The sequence below is a fragment of the Pseudomonas palleroniana genome (assembly GCF_003031675.1).
In the GTDB taxonomy this organism is placed as follows: domain Bacteria; phylum Pseudomonadota; class Gammaproteobacteria; order Pseudomonadales; family Pseudomonadaceae; genus Aquipseudomonas; species Aquipseudomonas palleroniana.
This window is the reverse complement of record NZ_PYWX01000006.1, coordinates 20,216-42,598: the sequence shown is the minus strand read 5'-3', so window position 1 is coordinate 42,598 and position 22,383 is coordinate 20,216. Positions and strand designations below refer to the sequence as shown.

Genomic DNA, 22,383 nt, shown 5'->3' with positions numbered 1-22,383 from the left:
GGGGATGCTTCCATTTGCCCTCCACTTAACAGTGAAAGGAAATGGTCGATGCCTACCCATCCACCGCTCAATGAATTGTCGGGCGAGCTGCAAACCAGCGAATCCTGGGCTCGCCAAGAAACCCTGGAAATGCTCCGCGAAACCTTCGCACGCTCCATGAGCAGCCTGAGCCATGAGCAACAACGCGACTACGTCAAGCTGCAACGCGAAGCCCACAAGGCCCTGCTGGCCGTGGACGCGCAAAACGCCAAGCTGATCAGCGACTTCAAGGCCAGCGGCTTGGCCCAATTGCGCAGCCGCATCGGCGGCCAGGACCCCGAAAAGGCCTACCTGCACACCCGCTACCTGGAAGAGTTGCAAGCCCCCCTGCCCTGGGAACCGCGCACCAGTGCCATGAACGATGGGCGAGGCGCACGCCGTTTTCGCCGGGCCTACGATACGTGGAAATACCGTGCCCACCATTCCAGCCTGTCGTTGTGGGATGCGGCCTGTCTCAACTTCGACTTCACCACCAGTCATTCGCCCAAGGCGGGGCAAACCTTTGTCGATGCATCGTCGCTCAGTGGCGTGGACGACCCGGATCTGACCGTCGAAAAATTCATCCAGATCAGCCGCGACCTCGACCTCGGCGGCCAACTGCAAACCACCCTTAACGACGCCCTGCGCAAAGGCGGAAAACTTCAGACTCTACTGCTGGCCAGTGCGCGTGCCAGCCTGGCGTTCGAAGCCCTGGAGGCGTATCGCAACCGGGCCAGTACCGGCGTGACCCGTGAGCTCTACGATAAGCTCAGCCAGGCCATCGACGGCCGCGGCCCCGCGCTCGAATTCGAGACGTTCAGCGTCCGCACCGGCAAAACCATTGCAGTGCCCTTGCTGATGATCCGAGTGGCCAGCCTGGGCGTCGTCTCCTACTTTCCGTTCCGCCCCGACGGTGCCTTGCGCTATCACGTAGACGCCAACAGCGCCAACCAGACATTTGTGCAGCAACTCAAGGACAGCCACCGCAAGGGCGACCTGGGCTGGTTTGCAAGACAACTGCCCACCCCCGAACTGCGCGGGTTCCAGAAGTTACTCAAGGATGAACCGCGCCCGCCCGGCCTGAACCCGTTGGCGGGGTTCCTGTATGACACCTTTCATCGTCTGTTCCCCGAACGTACTCTCGACAGCCTGCGTTTTAGCGCCGACCCCAAGCAAAACCGCAAACACACCCTGGTCGAAGCCCTGACCCAGCGCCAGGTGAAACGCTACCGGGCCAACCTTTCAACCCTCGCCACCGCCCGTTCGGAGCGCGACCTGCAAGCGGTGATCGACGGTGCAGCGGCGATCGCCGATGAAATTCTGCAACTGCTGCTGACCCCCGTGCCAGGTGGCGTCAGCGGGTTGAACCGGGTCATGCAGGCGGTAGTGTTCGGTAGCCTTGGCTACAGCCTGATCACCGGCATCAACGAAGCGGCCAAAGGCGAAGCCAGTCAGTTCGCGGCGGCGCTGAGCGATGTGGCCGACCTCGCGGTCAACGGCTTGTTGATCACCACCGCCGGGCGTGTGCACCGGCAACGCCTGGAGCAGTTGATCCAGCGATTGGGCCAGCCACGCAAAGTCATGCGCAGCGACAGTACCTATGAACTGTGGACACCGGATATTCGCCCTTACGCGGTGCCGGACCAGAACCTGCTCGACGGCCAGCGCATCAGCCCACAAGGCACTTACACGATCAAGGGTCACCAGTACGCCTGGCTCGAGCAAAACGGGCAACGGCAGGTGGTGGAGGTCGACTACGACGCCCAAGCCATGCGCTGGAAAATCAAGCACGGCGATGGCACCGCCTACGCCCCGACGATTGTCTTCGAGCCGGCGCAACAGGTCTGGGTGCTGGACCTGCAAGATGCCCATACCCTCTCGGACCGCCAATTGACCGAGCGCATGCTGCCCAACGGCACCCATGCGCTCACCGATGCCGATATGCACACGCTGCTGCGCAGTACGGCCACCACGCGCGCCATTCTGGACCGCGTGTGGTCGGGCAGCCCTGCCCCCATCACCCTGACTGAAGGGGTACGTCGCCTGCAGGCGGACCAGTTGATCAACCAACTGATCAACCACTTTCACCGGCGCGGACATTGGCCGCCGCATGCCGACAGCCTGGTACTGAGCCTGTTGACTCAACTGCCGGATTGGCCGGCGCAGGTGCTGATCGACGTGTACGACCCGTACGGCACGCCGCTCGAAAGCTACGCCAAAAGCGACCCACCGCCGGCCACACCACAGCGCATTACCCTCACGCGCCGCGATGACGGCACCTACAGCGCCTTGGGCGACACCGGCAGCGGCGCCGTGACCCAGGAGCCCTTGTTTGAATTGATCCTGCGCGCACAACCCGCCGCCTCGGTACTGGGCAAAGAAGGCAGCCCCAACCTCACCGAAGCCCAGCGCATCGCCCGGATACGCCTGCAGATCAGCGAACTGGCGCGAGCGCGGCGAATCGACCTGTTCAGCGCCCTGACACGCTACTCAGGCTTTGCCCGCCATGAAATCACGGCCACCGATACGGCGAGGGTGTTTGTGCCGGTCAGGGCCGCGCCGGCGCGGGTGGAAGTCACCCCGGTGTTGAAAAAACTGCGTGGCCTGTACCGCCCCTTGAGCTCGGCCAACCTTGATCAACTGCTGCGCGACCAGCGCTTCAGCAGCACCGAGCGGGCGCAGTTCCTGCAGGATGGCACGCTGCCCCATGTGCTGCGTGAACACCTGGAAAACCATCGCACGGCCCTGCGCATCGACGCCGTGATCGATGGTTTGTATCACGCCAGGGCTTTTGATGCGGACACCGATCTATGGGCACGGGAGTTTGCCTCCAGCCTGATCCGCAACACCCTCAAGCGGCACTTCGTAATCACCGAGATCGACGACAAGCCGTATGCCAACAGTGGCCCGGATGACACCACCGTGGAGTTGCGGCACCACGGCGACGGCCATTACCAGGCCTATGACATGCGCAATGCGGGCCTGATCCCGGTGTCGCCGAGCGTCGACAGCTTCTACCTGGCCATCGGCTCAGTGCTGCAACCCCACGAACGGCTGAAACTGGGCATGACCTCAGACACCGATGCCCAGGGTTTGCGCAACACCCTTGGCGACCTGATGAGCGCCCAACGCAGCCCCGAAGGCTACATCACCCTGCTCGATCAATCGTTGGGCCAATACGCGCAAAGCGTGGTGCTGCCCGCCAACCTGTTACCCGACGCCCTGGGCCTTTACGAACTCGACGGGCAACAACTGTTGCCCCTGTATGGCTCGTTGTACCCGGTGACCTATGACCACAACCGGCTCAAATGGCGGCTCAAGCACCCGAAAAAAGTCGGTGTCGACACGCCCCGCCTGGAGCACAATCGCCGCGGCGCGTGGCGGCTTTCCAACGAAAACCCACTGTCCTGGGACGACCACCACCTGTTCTATCGCCTCGGCAGCGAGGACTTCAACGTCGACCAAGCCACCGCGCAACACATCCTCAAGCTCACCGACACCCCGTCGCGGGCCTTGCGCGAAGTGCACAGCGCCGGCTTGGCTCCCCCTCCGTTGCTGACCGATACCAGCAAGCGCTTTCGCATCGAGCGCGAGATCCTGCACTTCATCCGCGCCATGACCACCTACACGGCCAACCGCAGTGCACGGGCTTCGCTGCAATTGCTGTTGGTCAGCGCCTTGCCCGGATGGCCGCGCAGCCATGCCTTGGAAGTGGTCGACAGCCACGGCAAGGTGCTCGGACAGTACCCGAGCCAACTCAACCCCGACGCCGAGAAGATCCGCATCAGCGAGGCCGACAGCCACGGCCCCGAGCCGCTGAAAAATATCGTATTGAACACCGCCTTGATCGAGGCACTGCTCGGCGAACTGCCCGCGACCCAGCAGGAACGGTTGTTCAAACTGGCGAAAAAAATCGCCGAGCATGCTCATCAGGAACGCGCTCAGCTATTCGATATCCTCTACCGCCAGAGCGAACAGAGCGGCACGCGCCTGGAAAAGCGCTTGCAGAACCATCATCCGGCACTCCCCATCAGCGCGGCCAAGGCGATTCTGGAGCATGCCAGCCGCCAGGAACTCAAGCAGTTGCACGATCACGACGAGGTCGGCCTGCGCCTGGCAGAACAGGCGCGCCTGACCGCCCATGATGTGCGCCTGAACCGCGCCTTCGAAGGTTTGTACCTCACGACCCTGGCCAACCCCGACAGCGCAAAGATCATCCTGCATTTGCTCAAGAGCGTCCCCGGCTGGCCGGCGGCCCTGCGCCTGGATATCCACGCAGGTACGCCTGAAGGGCGCTTGCTGGAGCACGCCGGGATCCTCGACGGCAATGATCGTCGGGTGCTGGTGAAGATGGACAACGGCTATCGGGCCTACGACGGCATGGGCCAGGCGCTGGGAGAAACCACCGACCTGCTCGGGGGCGTCGCCGACCTGCTGTCCGAAACTGAGCGCCAAGCCCTGGGCATTGACGACAGCAGTGACTTGACCCCGTTGCGGCACCGCCTCGCTGACCTCGCGCTGGGCCAACGCGTGGCGATCAAGGCCCTGCTCGATCTGCCGCATATTCCGTACTGGCTGCAGCCGCCGATGGCGGTCAACAGTTCATTCACGGCCTACCCGTTTACCTTGAGCGACCTATGGCCGTTCCACGCCCGCCAGCCGGTGGATCTGGTCAGCAAGGTGCGCGAGATCTACCCCAGTTTCAGCGTGGCCAAGGCCAACGCCCTGATTGATGCACTGGGCATGAGCGAACCCGCCGCGTTACTCGAACTGGAGCGGCGCAAGGCCGAATACCAGGCCTTGGATTACGGCCTCACCCGCTGGGCGGAGTCGCCCCACGCCAACGATGACCCCGCCACCGACCCCTTGGGCATGAACCTCGGCCAGCGGCGCTACCTGGCCGAACAGATCCGCAGCGCGTGGCGTCAGGAAACCCGGGTACTGTATGCCGACGGCCTGCTCGACGTGCACGTGCTCAAGCTGCAACTGGGCGACAACGACTTGCCCGACACCGATTTTCTCCTGGGCACCCAGGGCTTTGCGCATATCGATTACCTGCACATCGCCGGCGATACCTTCCCGGCCACCGGTAATGCGTTTCTGAGCAAATTCGCCAACCTCAAGTATCTGAAAATCGACTGCATGCTCACCGATCTGCCCGCCAGCATCACCGCCATGATCCAGTTGGAACAGTTGTTCCTGGCGGACAACAACATCGTGCTGACCGACGAATCCCGGCAACGCCTGGCCACCCTGACCCGCCTGGAAGAACTGCATCTGGATAACAACCCATTGGGCCTGGCACCGGATATCAGCAGCATGCCGAGGTTGACGGTTCTGTCACTGCGCAATACCGGCCTCACTCAATGGCCAATAGGTGCCGAAACCCGCGACGACCTGGGTGCGTTGCTGCTTCAGGAAAACCGTATTACCACGCTTCCCGACGCGTTGTTCAACACCAGCATGGCCCGCACCAATCGCAATACCGTGTTGCACGACAACCCCTTGGACGCCGACACGCTAGACCGGATAAACGACTACTTCGCCCAGACCGGCGTCAGGCTGGGCGGCCCCTTGCCAGGCATCCAGCATCAACAGAACGTGCCGGCCGACTTGAATGATTGGCTTACCGGCATCCCTGCGGCCGAACACGCGGCCTGCAAAAAGCTGTGGGACCTATTGAAGAGCAACGAGGAGGCGAGCTCCGATGACGCATTTCGCGTACTGAAGGACCTGACCCAGTCTTATGCCTATGTAAAGAACGAAACCTCGAAAAAAGCCCTGACCCAACGGGTGTGGCACCTGCTGAACGCCATGGGCGATTCCACCGAGTTACGTAACGACGTATTCCTCAACACCTACCTGGCAGGCACCTGTGGTGATGGGGCGATCCTGGCCTTTATCGATATGGAAATCCGCCACCTGCGCTACGTGGCCAAGGCGCAATCGAACATCGCCATAGCCGAACGCGAGCTGCTGGCTTTGGCGCAAAGCCTGTTCTACCTGCGCACACTCGACCAGTTCGCCGAGGACCATCTGAAATCACTGCGCGAGGCCCAGGTCGATCCTGACGATGCCGAGGTGAAGCTGTATTTGCGCATGAGCCTGGCAAAGGAGTTCAACCTGCCGGTGCATCAGGAAGAGTTGTTGTATTCGGCACGGGAGTGGGTCAAGTCCAGGGATATTGCCAATGCCCGGCAGAAGCTGCGGGACATCAGCAAGACCGACGCGCCGCAAACCTCTTTATTGCAGGAAGACTTCTGGCTCGAATACCTCGCCCGCAGCTACCCGGAGCCTTTCAGCACCATTGACACCATCACCCGGCACCAGGTGAATGCGTTGAACCAGGCAGTGGCGGACAAACGCTCCGACACCTACCTGGACCGACGCCAGTCGATTACCGACCAGGAAACTGCCGAACGTGAACGCCTGATCCGTCAATTGACCCAGGCGGCACAACTGGCCAACCAGAGACGCAGCTAACGCCAGGGGAGCGAACTCGCTCCCCCGCACTAAACGGAGCGTGGCACACCCTCACTCGCGTCGGTCGGCTGCAACTTGAAGGCATAGAACACAAGCGTCAGCAGCACCAGGAACACCGGCCCCACATACAGCGCCACGCGGGTGTCCGGGAAGTACGCCATCAACCCCACGACCAACACCAGGAACGCCAGCGCCAGGTACGAACTGACCGGGTACAACCACATGCGGTATTTCAACCCGGCCTGTTCTGCGGCGCTCAAGCTTTTACGGAATTTAAGCTGGGCCAGCAGGATCATCAGCCAGGTCCAGATCGCGCCGAAGGTGGCGATGGAGGTGACCCAGACAAAGACTTTCTCCGGCACCAGGTAGTTGAGCAACACCCCCAGCAGCAGCGCGAAGATCGACAACAGCAGGGCGCGACGTGGCACACCGTTGTTCGAGGTCTTGGCGAAGGTCGCCGGGGCCTGGCCGTTCTGCGCCAGGCTGTAAAGCATGCGCCCGGTGCTGAAGATGCCGCCGTTGCACGACGACAGGGCCGCGGTGATCACCACAAAGTTGATGATGCCGGCGGCGGTCTTGATCCCCAGACGCTCGAAGGTCATCACAAACGGGCTGCCTTGGGTACCGATCGCATTCCACGGGTAGATCGACAGAATCACAAACAGCGCCCCCACATAGAACAGCAGGATGCGCCAGAACACCGAGCCGATTGCGCTGGGGATGGTCTTCTGCGGGTTCTTCGCTTCACCGGCGGTCAGGCCGATCATCTCCACGCCCAGGTAGGCGAACATGACCATTTGCAAGGACATCAGGACGCCCTGCACGCCATTGGGCATGAAACCGCCGTGGGCCCACAGGTTGGAAATACCCAGCGCCACGCCATCGTTGCCGAAACCGAACGCAATGATGCCGACGCCGCCGATGACCATCGCAATGATCGTGACGATCTTGATCAGGGCAAACCAGAACTCGAACTCACCGAACGCCTTGACCGCGATCAGATTGATGGTGCCCATGCTGATCAGCGCCGCCAAGGCCCAGATCCAGCGCGGCGTATCGGGGAACCACACGCCCATGTACACCGCGACCGCGGTGATTTCCGCGACACAGGTCACCAGCCACAGGAACCAGTAGTTCCAGCCGGTCAGGAAGCCCGCCAGCGGGCCGAGATAATCCTGTGCATAACGGCTGAACGAACCGGCGACAGGGTTGTGCACGGCCATCTCGCCGAGCGCACGCATGATCACCAGGATCGCCAGGCCGCCGATGATGTACGACAGCATGATCGCCGGACCGGCCATTTCAATGGCCTTTGCCGAACCCAGGAACAGACCGACGCCGATGCAGGCGCCGAGTGCCATCAAGCGAATATGTCGCTCACCGAGTTCGCGTTTGAGCGGGCCGCCTTGAGCGGTCTCGCCATGGGGCAGGGGGTTGCCGACTGGCATAGGGATACAACCTCATCTTGTTATTGGATAGCCCGTCGCGTTTCACACGCCGTTGCCGGTAAGGCCAGGCGGAAATCGAAACCGGGGCCGTCTCATGAACAGCCCCGCCTTGCAGGGCAAGACGATGGGCCGTGCAGTATAAAAAGCCTCGACCAGTGCCTTTCACTGTAAAAGCCAGTCAATTTAGTGGAAGCGCCCACAATAATGCAATTTCACAGGCGCATATGACCTATACCCGGCGACCAATCGCCGCAGCTGCAATCGTTCACTCAAGGGCGGATTCAGAAGCTTCCCACGCAAAAAACACAATTTCCTCACATCAAGCCCACACCGTCTAAGCTTCAAACAAGTCCGATCAATCTGCGTGAATGGATCAATCGACTATGGGCGCACTGTGGCAAACCGAATCGACCAAGGCTGCGAAACTACAAGGCAGTTCGGAACCAGCGCCTTTACCCCAAAATAAACCCAGGCCCCGCTACGGGCGCAGGCTGTTCTGGCTGATCGTGCTGATGGCGTTGGTGGCCCTGGGCTTTGCCGCCGCCAGAGAGATGCGCACTTCACGCCTGCAAGCCGAGCAATTGAGCAGGCTGGCCAACCAACTGACCTACCGGCTGGCCGACGGTCCCAGTGATGCCATCGTGTACCCAGGCCCCGGACCGTTTGATCGACGCCTGGGCTACAGCGACCTCGACGACTTCCTGGCCCGCTTGCTCAAACGCGGTTACGTCGTGCAATCCCAGACGCGCTTCTCCTCCCAATTGATGGATTACACTCGCCAGGGGCTGTTCGTGCCCTACGCGGAAAAAATCCAGGCCGGTTTGTCGCTCACCGATTGCCAGGCGCTGCCGCTGTACCAATACACCTACCCGCAACAGCTCTACGCCAGCTTCGCCGGCATTCCGCCGCTGGTGGTCAACAGCCTGCTGTTTATCGAAAACCGCGACCTGCTCGACCCCGCCGCCCCACAGGCCAACCCCGCCGTCGACTGGCCGCGCTTTGCCAAGGCGGCCTGGTCGCAAGTGGCCAAGACCCTGCACCTGCCCGGCCAGAGTGCCGGCGGCAGTACCCTGGCGACCCAGTTGGAAAAGTACCGGCACTCCCCGGACGGCCTGACCCTTTCCGGCGCGGAGAAACTGCGGCAGATGTTTTCCGCCGGCGTACGGGCTTACCAGGCGGGGCCGGACACCGCGATCGCACGGCAGAATATCGTGCGTGACTACCTCAACAGCGTGCCGCTGTCGGCCGTGCCGGGGCACGGTGAGGTGCACGGCCTGGCCGAAGGTTTGCGGGTGTGGTTCGGCGCCGATTTCAACCAGGTCAACCAGGCGCTGGTGGGCAATGACCTGCGAGCCAAAGCGCTGGCCTTGCGCGAGGTGCTGGCGTTGATCATCGCCCAGCGCCGCCCTTCACATTACCTGGTCAAGGGGCGTGACGAACTGGCGCAACTCACCGACAGCCATCTGCGATTGCTGGCCCAGAACGGCGTGATCGATGCGCCCTTGCTCAACGCGGCCCTTGGCGCCCCGCTCAGCTATCGCGACTGGGTGCAACAACCCACGGTGCAACCGATTGAAACCAACAAGGGCATCAGCGTCGCACGCAGCCGGGTTGCCGCGTTGCTCAATCGCCCGCTGTACGACCTCGACCGCCTGGACCTGTCGGCGACCAGTACCTTGCAAGGCACCCTGCAGACCCAGGTCAGCGATTACCTCAAGCACTTGGCCGACCCTGACTATGCGCGCCAGCTCGGCCTGCTCGGCGAACGCCTGCTGACCGCCGCCAGCACGCCTCAAGTCCGCTACAGCTTTACCCTGTTCGAGCTGACCCCGGACGGTTCGCGGGTCAGGGTACAGACCGATAACACCGACCAACCGTTTGATATCAATGAAGGCAGCAAGCTGGAGTTGGGCTCCACGGCCAAGCTGCGGGTGCTCACCACCTACTTGCAAATCGTCAGTGAGTTGCACGACCAATACGCGGCGCAATCCCCCGCTGCATTGAAAAAAGTGCCGATCAACGATCAGGACCGCCTCAGCCGGTGGGCCATCGACTACCTGATCCAGACCCCGGACAAAAGCCTGGAGAAAATGCTCGACGCCGCCCTTGACCGCACCTACTCGGCCAACCCGGCAGAAGGTTTTTTCACCGGGGGCGGCCTGCATCACTTCCATAACTTTCGCAGCCAGGACAATGGCCGCAGCCCCACCCTGCGCGACGCCTTGCGCGAATCGATCAACCTGCCGTTCATTCGCCTGATGCGCGATATCGTGCGCTACACCACCTACGCAGGCCCCAACAACAGCGCGCAGTTGCTCAAGGACGACAACGACCCTCGGCGCCAGGAATACCTGGCCAGATTCGCCGACCGCGAAGGCACCGCGTTCCTGCTCAGGTTCTGGAAGAAGTACCAGAAAAAAGACACCCAGGCCCGCCTCGATACGTTCCTCGACAGTGTCCGTGCGACGCCGATCCGCCTGGCGGCTGTGCATCGTTACTTGCTGCCCGACGCGAGCCAGGAAAGCTTCAACCGCTTCGTGCGCTCGCACCTGGCCGGCAGCAAGGACGTCGGCAAGCTCAGTGACGAGCGCCTGGCCAAGCTCTATCAAGACTACCGTCCCGGCAGCTATGACTTGCCTGACCAAGGCTTCATCGCCAAGGTCCATCCGCTGGACCTGTGGCTGCTCGGCTACCTGCTCAACCATCCCGACGCGACATTCGGCGAGGCCGTGAAAGCCAGCCAGTTCGAGCGCCAGGAAGTCTACAGCTGGCTGTTCAAGAGCCGTCATCAAAGCGCACGCGACAGCCGTATTCGCACCATGCTGGAGATCGAGGCGTTTCTCGATATCCATCAGCGCTGGCAGGCGGTCGGCTATCCCTTCGATCACCTGGTGCCCTCCCTGGCAACCGCCATTGGCAGCTCCGGTGACCGACCTGCGGCGCTGGCGGAACTGATGGGCATCATCCTCAACGACGGTGTGCGTTCCAAAGTGCTGCGCATCGACAGCCTGCACTTTGGCGCCGACACGCCCTATGAAACCCGCCTGATCAACGACCCCGCGCCCGGCAAGCGGGTCATGCCGGTGGCGGTAGCGCAAGCCCTGCGCGGCGCGTTGTCCCAGGTGGTGGATGCGGGGACGGCAAAACGCGTCTCCGGCAGTTTCAAACTGGCCGACGGCACCCCGCTGGCCATGGGCGGCAAGACCGGTACCGGCGACAACCGCATCGAAGCCATCGGCGCCGGCGGCCGGGTGATCAGCTCCAAGTCGATCAACCGCACCGCGACCTTTGTGTTCTACCTGGGCGATAGCCATTTCGGCACGCTGACCGCCTTCGTTCCTGGCCGCTCGGCGGAACACTTCACCTTCACCTCGGCCTTGCCGGTGCAAGTGCTCAAAGGCATGGCGCCGATCCTGATGCCGTACCTGCAACCGGGTAGCCATACCCAATGCGTGCCGGCCGCAGAAAACCGCCAGGCTAATGGCGAAGCCGGCGCAAGGGCATGGGGCTCGGCAAGCGCCTACAACCCCGAGTCCCACACCACGGTGGCCGTGCCTGAGTAGGCGCTGCCCCCCCCGTGATCGAGCATCTGCGACACGCTGTCCGCCTTGATCTCAAAGTGCAGGGTGCTGGGCTTGCGGTCGATGTACCGGGTCGGCTGGAACAACTGGGTGCCCACACCGTCCAGGCGCAAGGGCAGCCGGTTGACCGGTCGCCCGACGCTGTCGTTCAACCCGACGGGCAAGGTGACGGCGACGTCCAGCGGGACTTGATGGCCGGCGGCGTTGCGCATACTGCAGGTATTGCCCATGGGCTCGCCGCATTCCAGGGTCATCTTGAATGGCGAGCTGGCCCACAGGTTGACGGTCTGGTCGCGGAACAGGCGCGTGGGTTTGCGTCCGTTCTTCAACCACGCCTGCCAGCCCTCCTGGGGTTCGAGTTGCACACGATTGCCACCCGGCGGCACCTCGACCTTGAGGTGGTGATCGACGTCCAGGGTAAAGTTAAAGGTCAGTTGGTTGTCGTTGGGCTGCATGATGTCACCGAAATCGAAATCCGCCCGGGGGCCTACGCTGTAGGTGATGCTGCCGGTGTACACACCGCTGTCCATCGCCAGCGGGTTCGGGGTTTTGAGCTCGTAGGAGTACTCGAAAACCGGATAGCGGATGTCCGGGATATCCTTGACCGCAGCCATGTCACAGGCACCGACGTTGAGCGGTGTGATCCAGGACCATAAGAAAAACGAGTTGTTGCCCGTGCCGTAGTTTGTCCCTAGACACGGTGCAGGGGCATATTTCCAGCCAAGTGCGCCCCTGGCCCAGACCGTTTGACCCACCCCCTCGTACAAATCGAATCGACCACCAATGCCTGCGATGCGCATCTTTACCGTCTCGGACGCGCCGGTGACCGCATGGTTGACGGTCACATCGCGCCACTCGCTGGGCACCTTGAACATCGCGCCTTTGCGTACGTCGGTATGGCCGCCCTGGATCGGCACGCTGGATGAGAAGGTCAGGTCGCTGGTACGGATGCTGAAAATCCCCAGAGCCTTGCAGCGCTCAGGGATGTGCCAGGGGCAGATCCCGCTCTCGGGTGTGGTGTTGACGAAACGGTTGAGCAAGGGGTTGGACGGGTCCGGGCGAAATACCGCCGTGATGTCCTGGGTCAGAGCCTGCGCGGCCAGTGGTAACAGCAGTGCCCACGCGCACAGGGCGCGAATAATAAACTTCATCAAAGAAACCTCATAAGCCCGGCGCAGTAGCGTCGAACACCACCCGCACCGTGCCGTAGTAATTGCCGGGAAGGTAGTCGTCGGCGGGTTTGATCGCGACGATTTCCAGCGGGACGCGCCTGCCGGGCTTGGCTTCAGCGGTGGACACCACTTCGCTGCGGTCCAGGCTCAATTCCTGCCGGTTGAAACTCACACGCAGGTCGATACGGTCGCTGCCGTTGTACAGAAATGGCTGTTCCTCAAGCCGTGCACCAATGGCACCGCCGATATTTTTCACATCGAACTGCGCACGCAGCGGACTCAATTGCGACGACACCGGGTTGTAGTCCAGGCGTTGCTCACGGTGGAACAACTGCGGGTCGACCGGCAGCACATAAAAGTCCGGCGTGGGAATTTCGACAAAAACCTCGAAAGTCTCCCGCTCGAGCGCCGCCCGGTTGGGAGTGGCAGTCAGCAGGCTGACGATGGAGACAGCGGCGCACATCAGTAACTTGAGCATTTTTTGCCTCGGCACGGGATCAACCCTTGATCTCAACGGTTTTCTTCGCGGAGCCTTCGATCAGGTTGAAGCGGTATTCGCGCCCCGCTTCCTTGTCGAAGCTGAAACTGCGACCGGCCATGATGTGGTGCTTGACGGTGGGCCGGCAGTCACGCGGGTCGTCGACCCGGCAGTCCTTGAATTCATCCACCACCACGACGCTGTTGCCGTTGTTGTGCAGGGCGTAGCGCCTGGGGGCGTTATCGGCCTGGGTGTCGAAACGCGTGTTTTTCGGGCGCACGAAAAACACCGTGCCGTAGCCTGCGAGCACCCGCACACCGGCGGCGAGGTTGTCTTTGTATTCGGCGCGCTCTTCATCGGTAAGGGCGAATTCATCTTCGCTCTGTGGCACTACGGGCACGAAGCGCACGCGGAAATATCGCTCCTTGTCGCGGTTGCCCATGAACAGCAAGCGCGTGCCCTGGGTACCGTTGGCCGGCACGATCAGGCGCGCCGGGCTGGCCATCAGGCCGTCACGGGCGGTGCCGCCGGCGTGGTCCTGCAACGGCACTTCCCGGTAGCTGCCATCGGCGGCGTAGATCATCTCGAGAATGTTGACCTTGACGAAAGCCGTGGAGGTGCCGCCGTTGAACACGCGCTTCATATAGGTACTTTTTTCCGCATCCAGGTAGTCGTAGACCACCCCGACATTGATCTGCGGGCCGGCGTGGCTGCTCAGCGAAAACAGCGTGGCGCCTAACAGCATGCAAAAACGTTTCATTGCTTGAACCTCAACGGATAAAGGGTTTCAACCGGCGGTTTGCGTGCCATGCACCACATCGGCCAGGGTGTCCGGCGTACAGCTGAGGTCGCCGATCATCAGCACGTCGCCTTCGCGGCGGGCGGTGCCTGGGTCCACGCGGAACTGGCAGAGCAATTGATTGGCAAAGCTCACTTGCAGGGTGGGTGTACCGGTGTGCATCTCCAGGGAGAAGAACCCGTCCACTTCGCTGACCCCACGGCTCGCGTGGTTGATCACGTGGTGGCCCTTGAGCGGATTGCCCTGGGCATCGAGCAACCGTCCGAGCACGGTGACGGTTTGCATCACGCTGATCTTGCGATAGTCCACACCACCCTTGTTCAGGTGGTAGTTGCTGCGCGCCGGCTGGATGGCGGCGGCCGGTGGGTGGTTGCCTTCGAAGTCAAAACTGAGGGTGCTGCTCTTGTAGGCTGTGATCGGCACAAAGTTGCGCCCGGGGCGCAAGGTGGCGCTGCCGCCGGCCAGGTCATCGGCGCGCAGGGTGATGTCGTCGAGGTCGGTCTCGACATCCACGATCATCCCGGCCCCTCCGGTGTGGTACTGGCTGCTGAGCACCATGTTTTGCGCGCCTACGGCGACGGTGCTATTGAGGTTCAGGCCGCCGCTGAGCTTGTCGTTGAACGAGGAGCGCTGCAAGAATGCGTCGCCGTAGAGCGCTTCGGTCTGGAAGCTGCTGCGACCGGACAAGCCGACGCCATAGGTGTCCGCAGTCGCCGTGGCCGAGACGCTCTGCAGGAAGTGATCATCCAGACTGCGCTGGTAGGTCAGCGAGCCATTGTTGTCGCGGCCGCCATCGCGCGCAGTGCGTGTGCCGAGGCTGGCCGACCATTGCTCGCCTGGGCCGCCAAGGGCGAGGCTGACGCTGATGTCGACACCCCGGTTACGCTTGTCGCCGGTACTGGCCGTGGCCGGGCGATCGAACACCGAAACACGCCAACTGGCATCGCTGCCCAACACCGTACCGCGCTGGTTCCAGCCCAGGTCCAGGCCGAGACCTTCGATGTTGCCCTGGCTGTAGGAGAGCCGGGAGTTGATCGAACTCTTGTTGCTCAGGCGATGGTTGATCGACAACGACGAATTGCTGGCCTGCCCGACGAAGGTGCTGCGCGGCCGCACACGCGTGCCATCGGGCAAGGTTTCATAGGTGCGGCGCGTGTCGAGCCAGCTGCGGTTGTGGCTGGCCACGAGGCTGCCATGGCCGTAGCTGTACAGGCCCTGGATATCAAGGCCGGTGCCGTGATCCTGGGTCTGGTAGACATTGGCATATACGCTGGTGGCGTTGGCCAGGGTCCAGTCGACCGACACGCCATTTTGCAGCTTCTCGCGCACCTTGCGCGTCGACAAACCCAGGATGACCCGGGGATGGGCCAGGTAGTTGGCGCTGGCACCATAGGTCATGAAGCCGCTGGCCTGTTCGTCCCAGTTGCTCAGCAGTTTGCTCTCGCGCCCGAGGAAGCTGCTGTAACGCCAGCGCTCGTCGGCGTTGCGCCAGTTGTTGGGTTTGTAGACCAGTTCCTGGGTGGTGGAGGTGGTGCGGCCGTCTTCGACCAGGCGCACTTCCACCTCGTAGATACCGCCGGGGAGTGGCCGAGTATCGAGGGTCTGCAACCCGGCTGCCACGGCCTGGCTGTTAAGCAGCAAGCCGTTGCGGTAGATCTCCACCGAAGCCTGGCGGCTGGCGGTGACATAGATCGGGTACACGCTGGGCTTGGGGTTGTTGATCAGCAGGCTGTCGGAGCTGCCATACATCACGCCCACGGCAGTGTCGGGATTGGCGCCGAACGCACGTATCTGTCGGGTCAGACCGTCGGAGCCTGGAGTGAAATAACCCAGGCGCAGGAATTGGCCTTGCAGTTCGCGCTGGCTATAAAGCTCGTGTACAGCGTGGTAAAGGGTGGTGTCGGTGCCGCCGAGGCGTGACAACTGCAGGTTCAACGCCTGGGTCCAGTTGCCCACGCTGGAGCTGGCCTCCAGGCCATAGCGCCCACCGAGTTGCTCCTCGGCGCCACCGTTGAGGTTGAGTTGATTATTCAGGATCAGGCCCATGCTGCCTGTTTCAGGCTGATCGTAATACCGTTTGACTTCTGTACTACGCTCGACGTTTTCGGTAAGGATCGATACCAACGAATTTTCAATACTGTAGTGCACCGCCAACAATTGCGACGGGCAACTTCGCTCACAACTTCCCAGGGGCATGCCCTGTTGCAGCAGTTGCTGCCACTTATCACGCTCACTGGCTGAAAACTGACTGTCGGCAACATCGCCGAACGCCAGTAACGTGATGCGATCATCCCGACCCAGCACGATCATCGCCTCGCCGAGAAACTGTTGATCGAGTTCGACGCGCACGGCCAGCGGCACATCGAAGAAGTGTTGCTCGAAATCGCTGGGCAACTCCTTGGACTGCAGCAACAGGCTGCGCGGCGTGGTGCCAGGCGCTGAGGGCGCTGCCAGCGCGCTGGCGCACAGCGATAGCGCCAGCGCGCCCGCGATAGGCGTCATCGGAAACATGCACGGAATACTCACTTTTACGGACAGCCGAGGCAGTCAAACGGGGCGGCGGCCAGGACAGGCCACCGCTCCTTCATCAACGCCTGGCGTTCAACCAGGCGCTCCACGACACGACGGCGTTACAGCGCCGGCGCGCGCGGCACAGCGTCGAAGATCACGGTGTAGTTGGCGGTGTACAGGCCGTTCTGGTTGTCCGCCGGTTTGGCCGGAGTAATCACCAGGTCAGCCTGGGTGCCTGGGGTGGATTGCGGGTCATCCACCACTTCTTGCGGTGAGGCGGTCAGCACGATGCCGTTGAAGGTGTTGGTCAGCGCAATACTGTTGCTGCCGTTGTACAGCGCGGCTGCCGTAGGGCCACCTTCAATGTAGGCGTGCACGGAGCCATCGGTATGTTTGACGCTGAAGGTTGCACGTAGCGAGCTCAGCTCACCGCTGACGGGGTTGTAGCTCATGACTTCGTCTTTACCGAAGTTGGGATCCAGCGGCTGGGCGTGGAACTGCTTGGTGGGAATGTCTGCCTTGATCTGGATGGAAGTGCGCGCATCATCTGCGGCAAACGCCAGGGACGAACCCAGTACAGCGGCAACCAGTGGCGAGGCAATGGCGATTTTTTTCAACATGACTGAATACCTGTTTTCTAACTTAAAGGAGTTGGCGTTACAGAACGCGCCTTAGCGTTTCCAATAACGTGCATTGACAACTTCGCAAGTTTCAACGCGACACAAGTATCCCGTGAGTTTTCCAACACGTAAGCAGGTGATTTCCTCGTATCGGGTAGCCCGACAACGATCAAGTCAATAGGAAAAATATGGCACTTTGCCAAAACTTATTAATTAGCTGTAAGAAGAAGACTACTCACAATTAAACGAAAGCTTTTATTAGTGGATCATTCCGTCAGAACAATATTACAACCCGTCATTTATACAACTAACAAAGTTCTTTCCGGATATGAATTCACGGTGCTGCCACGCGTAAACGCAGCGACAGCGACAGGTAGCCATTCGTCCGAAAGGCTTGCGCTCATCTTAAGATATATCTTACGTTATATCTAACCAAGACGGAGAGCCAAGCACATGAGAGAGCATCATCCCCACCACCCCCATCATCACGACGGCTTCGAAAAACGCCCAGGACGCGAACGCGGCGGCCGAGGCCCTCGGGTATTTGCACCCGGCGATCTGAAATTGCTGCTGCCGGCGCTGATCGCTGAGCAGCCGTGCCATGGCTACGACCTGATCCGCCAGATAGAAAGCCTATTCGATGGCACCTACAGCCCCAGCCCTGGTGTGATTTACCCGACCCTGACCTTTCTGGAAGAGAGCGAACTGATCACCGGCGACACCGAAGGCGGAAAAAAACGCTACACAATCACCGACGCCGGTCGTCTCTTCTTAAGCGAGCAAGCCGTTGCCCTGGAGGGTGTACGCATGCGTCTGGACGTCAGCAAACGTTCGCTTCGTGGTCACGACCGCCCGCCGGAAATCCACGAAGCGGTACACAACCTGCGCCATGCCTTGCATTCGCACCACGGGCGCTGGAGCCCGGAAGAAATCGTTCGTGTCGCGGCGCTGCTCAACGGCACCGCTCAAGCCATTGCCGACGGGAAAGCTCAATGAATACTCAAGCCATCCATCGCGTTACCCATGAAATCAAACGTCGCCGCCTGCAAGTATTGAGGGTGGTGGATATCACCCCGCGCATGCGCCGCATCACCTTGGGCGGCCCTGAGCTTGCGGGTTTTGTCAGCCTGGGCAGTGACGATCACATCAAGCTGCTGTTCCCACAGAACGCCGCCGAACAGGCAGCACTGGAGAGCCCGACCTTCACGATCAAGGGCGACGGCCCGCAGCCCGCCATGCGCGACTACACGCCACGGCGCTTCGATCTGAGCATCGGCGAGCTGGACATCGACTTTGTCCTGCACGGTGACGGCCCTGCCTCGACGTGGGCAGAGCAGGCGCAGGTCGGCCAGCACCTCTATATCGGTGGGCCTCGGGGCTCGATGATCGTGCCGGATATGTTCGACAGCTACCTGTTGATCGGCGATGAAACCGCCCTGCCCGCCATCGCCCGCCGCCTGGAAGAACTGCCGGCCGGGCGCCAGGTATTGGCGGTGATCGAGATCGCCAACGCGGCGGAACGGCAACCCCTCGAGAGTGCTGCCGACGTAAAAGTGATCTGGGTGATCCGTGGCCAGGATGACCTGCTGGAAACCGTACGCACGCTGACGCTGCCGAGTGGTTCGCTGTACAGCTTCGTGGCGACCGAAAGCAAACTGTCGCGCCAGGTGCGTCGTGTATTGCTGGACACGCACCAGGTCAATGAAGAATTCCTCAAGGCCGTAGGCTACTGGCGTGCCGACGGTAGCGACGAGGAGTGAATCAGGCGTGGGGCTTGATGAGTCTGTCCAGCCCCACCACCGCCAGCGCGATTACGACAAACCCCGCCAGAATCCCCCCGGCATTCACAAACACTTGTGGATAACCTAGGGTGCCGACATCGATGAACGGGTACTGATACTGCCCGAGCAAATCGCCCCGCAGCAGCACATAGCCGAAGTACACCAGTGGGTAGATCACCCAGGCGCCGATATGCCCGAGGCGCAAATGGCCCTTGGGCACGCACCGCCACCAATAGATCAAAAACAGCACGGGCATCACGTCATGCAGCAGTTCATCGGCGATGAATTGAAAGCCTGCAGGGCTCCACAAATGCCGCAGCAACAGGTTGTAGGCCAGGCTGACCACGATGATGCTCACAGCGATCCCACTGCTGACCGTAGGCGCCAGGAAAAACCGCCTGGCCGCTGAATCCCGGTTGACCAGCGCATAGCTCAGCACCACGACCACCAGGGTATTGGTCAGTACCGTGAAGAAACTGAAAAAGTTGATCAACCCGCCCAACAGGCTGGCATCGGTGAGCCAGCGCGAATAGAAAATCAGGTACTGCTGAATCGCCAACCCGACCCAACCGGCCAGTGCCGCCGTGGCCACAAAGCGCTTCATGGGATCAATCCAGCGGGCGTTTGGTGCGCATCAGCTTCACGTACAACCCTTCGACTTTCTCCCGCGCCCATGGGGTTTTGCGCAGGAACGTCAGGCTCGACTTGATACTCGGATCGCTCTTGAAGCAGCGGATATCGATGCGTTCGGCCAGGCCTGCCCAATCGTAATGTGCCACCAGGGTGGTGAGGATATGTTGCAGAGTCACACCGTGGAGCGGGTCGTTGCTTGTCGCGGTCATGCCAGGCCTTTTTGCAAATAGAGAAAACACAGCCGCGCACCTTAGCCGACGAGGCGTACAGGTGGAAGCACTGCATTGAATATAGCCCCCGGAGAAAAGTTCCCGCTATTCAGCTGAAAAAGAGATGTTATATTGTAACTACAAGTATCAAATGCAATGATCTCGATACCGTCTTGAACCTGCTCTTTTTCGCTGTTTTGCCAAGGAATGTCCGATGTCCCTCTTCCCTCTCTGGCGCTTGACCCCGCTCGCCGCCGCCTTGTTGATCTGCTCCGAAACCCACGCCCTGGAGCTGCAACCTCAAGTCATCACCGCCAACCCGCTGGGCAGCGAGCAACTCGCTTCGCCCACCACCGTGCTCGCAGGCGACGACCTGACCCTGCAACAAAAAGGCAGCCTGGGCGAAACCCTCAACAAGCAACCCGGTGTGTCGTCTTCGTACTTTGGCCCCGGCGCCAGCCGACCGATCATTCGTGGCCAGGATGGCGACCGCATTCGCATCCTGCGCAATGGCGTGGGCGCGCTGGATGCCTCGTCCCTGTCCTATGACCACGCCGTGCCGCTGGACCCGATCAACGTTGATCGCATCGAGATCGTGCGCGGCCCGGCGGCGCTGCTGTACGGCGGCAGTGCCATCGGGGGCGTGGTCAACACGTTCGACAACCGCATCCCCACCGAGGCCATCGAAGGCATCCACGGTGCCGGTGAATTGCGCTACGGCGGCGCCGACACCACCCGCAGCAGCGCGGGCAAACTGGAGGCTGGGAATGGCACCTTCGCCTTGCATCTGGATGCCAATGCGCGGGAATTCAACGACCTGAAAATCCCGGGTTATGCACGCAGCCGTCACGCCCCTGAAAGTGAAGACGGCCCTGGCAAAGATGGCCGTTTGGGCAACAGCAGCGGGCGCCAGGACGGCGGTGCGCTGGGGGGGTCCTACACTTGGGACGACGGTTATGCCGGCCTGTCCTACAGCAACTACGACAGCAACTATGGCTCACCCGCCGAGCAGGACGTGCGTATCCGCATGAAGCAGGATCATTACGCCTTTGCCTCCGAGTTGCGCAACCTGCAAGGCCCGTTCAGTTCGGTGAAGGTCGACGCGGGGTATACCGACTACCAGCACCGGGAGATCGAAGGCGGCGAAACCGGCACCACCTTCAAGAACAAGGGCTATGAAGCGCGGGTCGAGGGCCGTCACCTGCCTATCGGTCCGTTCGAGGGTGTGGTCGGTGCCCAGGTGAGTCGCAACGAGTTCTCGGCCCTCGGCGAAGAAGCCTTCGTGCCACAGACCGATACCAACGCCGGCGCGCTGTTCATCCTCGAAGAAATGCAAGCCACCGAGCGCCTGAAACTCAGCCTTGGCGGGCGCCTGGAACACACCCACATCGACCCGGATGCCAAAGGCAACGCGCGTTTCGCCAATGCCGACCACTCCAATGACTTCAACGCGGGCAGCCTGTCATCAGGCGCGGTGTATAGCCTCACGCCGGTGTGGTCCCTGGCTGCCACCCTGGGCTACACCGAGCGCGCCCCGACATTCTACGAGCTGTACGCCAACGGCGCCCATGTCGCCACCGGCACTTACGAAGTGGGCGATGCCAACCTGTCGAAAGAAAAAGCCGTGTCCAGTGACCTGGCCCTGCGTTTTGACAACGGTACCCACAAGGGCAGCTTTGGCGTGTTCTACAGCCGCTTCTCCAACTACATCGGTTTGCTGGGCAGCGGTCGCACGCTGAACGATGAAGGTGAAGAAGACGCCGGCGGGATCCCTGAGTACAAATACTCCGGCGTACGCGCACGTTTCGCCGGCTTCGAAGCCCAGGATCACTGGAAGTTGGGCGAAGGTGCCTACGGCAAATTCGCGCTGGAACTATCGGGCGATTACACCCGCGCCACCAACCTGGACACCGGCGAAGCCTTGCCACGCATCGCGCCGCTGCGTTTGAACAGCGGTTTGCTGTGGGAACTGGACCGCTGGCAGGCACGCATCGATGTGGAACATGCAGCGGGTCAAGGCCGTGTGCCGGCTAACGAAAGCGGCACCGACGGCTACACCACCTTGGGCGCCAGCGCGGGTTACCGCTTCAATGTGGGCGGCAGCGAGTGGCTGGCGTTTGTGAATGGCGAAAACCTGACCAACCAGACCGTTCGCTACGCCAGCTCGATTCTGCGTGATATCGCACCGGCTCCAGGGCGCAGTGTGCAATTGGGCATCCGCACCACCTTCTAAAACCACAGCCAAACCCTGTGGGAGGGGGCTTGCTCCCGATGACGCAGTTCCAGTCGCTGTAGCCAATGACTGAACCACCGCCATCAGCAGCCCCCTTTTTTCATCCTGTTTTTGCAGCGACATTTAGTCACTGTTACCAAAACTGAAACGATGCATCTTGCGATTCGTGCTTTCTCTTGTTTCGCCGCCGCATTATCCTTGCCCGCAATAAACTGAAACGTTTCACGCCTGCGGTCGACCCCATCTTGCCGAATTTTTTCCTTTTTAAAGACAGCGCTGTCTTACCCCGACCTGCGCCTGGGAATAAATCACCCGCCTGTGGATAACCCCGCTGCACCCCAGAAAAACCAAAAACAACGATGAACCAAGCCCGCGCTGAATCGTCATCTACAGTGAAGCACGGGGTTACATAATTCC

General features: G+C 61.1%; 13 protein-coding genes. 5 read left to right on the top strand and 8 right to left on the bottom strand.

What is annotated here, in order from left to right; translation table 11 throughout:
* Window positions 1–48 precede the first annotated feature (48 nt).
* Window positions 49–6,501, top strand: coding sequence for an NEL-type E3 ubiquitin ligase domain-containing protein (locus C9383_RS01380; protein ID WP_090366511.1), 6,453 nt, complete (start codon window positions 49–51; stop codon window positions 6,499–6,501).
* A 29-nt stretch (window positions 6,502–6,530) separates the two neighbouring features.
* Here the strand turns inward: C9383_RS01380 and C9383_RS01375 are convergent, their stop codons facing one another.
* Complete coding sequence (locus C9383_RS01375; RefSeq protein WP_060754457.1) at window positions 6,531–7,949, bottom strand: amino acid permease; 1,419 nt, start codon at window positions 7,947–7,949, stop codon at window positions 6,531–6,533.
* A gap of 383 nt (window positions 7,950–8,332) precedes the next feature.
* Here C9383_RS01375 and C9383_RS01370 point away from each other — a divergent pair, with 383 nt between their 5' ends.
* Complete coding sequence (locus tag C9383_RS01370) at window positions 8,333–11,512, top strand: transglycosylase domain-containing protein (RefSeq protein WP_090366512.1); 3,180 nt, start codon at window positions 8,333–8,335, stop codon at window positions 11,510–11,512.
* Here the strand turns inward: C9383_RS01370 and C9383_RS01365 are convergent.
* From C9383_RS01365 to C9383_RS01345, 5 genes are all read right to left on the bottom strand, one after another.
* Window positions 11,470–12,681 (bottom strand): hypothetical protein, encoded by a 1,212-nt coding sequence (locus C9383_RS01365; protein ID WP_090366514.1) that lies wholly within the window; start codon window positions 12,679–12,681, stop codon window positions 11,470–11,472. The genes C9383_RS01370 and C9383_RS01365 overlap by 43 nt on opposite strands.
* 10 nt (window positions 12,682–12,691) lie before the next feature.
* Window positions 12,692–13,180: a CS1 type fimbrial major subunit gene (locus C9383_RS01360; protein ID WP_090366516.1), complete on the bottom strand. Its 489-nt coding sequence runs from the start codon at window positions 13,178–13,180 to the stop codon at window positions 12,692–12,694.
* 19 nt (window positions 13,181–13,199) lie between these two features.
* Entirely contained in the window at window positions 13,200–13,940 is a 741-nt protein-coding gene (locus C9383_RS01355; RefSeq protein WP_090366518.1) for a pilus assembly protein, read from the bottom strand.
* A gap of 27 nt (window positions 13,941–13,967) precedes the next feature.
* Window positions 13,968–16,490, bottom strand: a complete 2,523-nt coding sequence (locus tag C9383_RS01350) for a TcfC E-set like domain-containing protein (RefSeq protein WP_090366519.1) — start codon at window positions 16,488–16,490, stop codon at window positions 13,968–13,970.
* A gap of 119 nt (window positions 16,491–16,609) precedes the next feature.
* On the bottom strand, window positions 16,610–17,110 hold the full coding sequence (locus tag C9383_RS01345) for a CS1 type fimbrial major subunit (RefSeq protein WP_090366521.1): 501 nt from the start codon (window positions 17,108–17,110) through the stop codon (window positions 16,610–16,612).
* Between the two features lie 453 nt (window positions 17,111–17,563).
* Here C9383_RS01345 and C9383_RS01340 point away from each other — a divergent pair, with 453 nt between their 5' ends.
* Together C9383_RS01340 and C9383_RS01335 are read left to right on the top strand one after the other, a co-directional pair.
* Window positions 17,564–18,106, top strand: a complete 543-nt coding sequence (locus C9383_RS01340) for a PadR family transcriptional regulator (RefSeq protein ID WP_060754463.1) — start codon at window positions 17,564–17,566, stop codon at window positions 18,104–18,106.
* Window positions 18,103–18,870, top strand: a complete 768-nt coding sequence (locus tag C9383_RS01335; RefSeq protein ID WP_090366522.1) for a siderophore-interacting protein — start codon at window positions 18,103–18,105, stop codon at window positions 18,868–18,870. Before C9383_RS01340 ends, C9383_RS01335 begins: the two co-directional genes overlap by 4 nt.
* Before the next feature lies 1 nt (window position 18,871).
* Here C9383_RS01335 and C9383_RS01330 read toward each other — a convergent pair whose 3' ends face one another.
* Together C9383_RS01330 and C9383_RS01325 are read right to left on the bottom strand one after the other, a co-directional pair.
* A complete protein-coding gene (locus C9383_RS01330) occupies window positions 18,872–19,495 on the bottom strand; it encodes a Pr6Pr family membrane protein (RefSeq protein WP_090366524.1) in 624 nt (207 codons plus the stop codon).
* A 4-nt stretch (window positions 19,496–19,499) separates the two neighbouring features.
* Window positions 19,500–19,733 carry a VF530 family protein gene (locus C9383_RS01325; protein WP_060754466.1) on the bottom strand — a complete coding sequence of 78 codons (234 nt, stop codon included), beginning with the start codon at window positions 19,731–19,733 and terminating at the stop codon, window positions 19,500–19,502.
* A gap of 214 nt (window positions 19,734–19,947) precedes the next feature.
* On the opposite strand from C9383_RS01325, the gene C9383_RS01320 reads away from it, so the two are divergent.
* A complete protein-coding gene (locus tag C9383_RS01320; RefSeq protein ID WP_090366526.1) occupies window positions 19,948–21,966 on the top strand; it encodes a TonB-dependent receptor in 2,019 nt (672 codons plus the stop codon).
* Window positions 21,967–22,383: the final 417 nt, after the last annotated feature.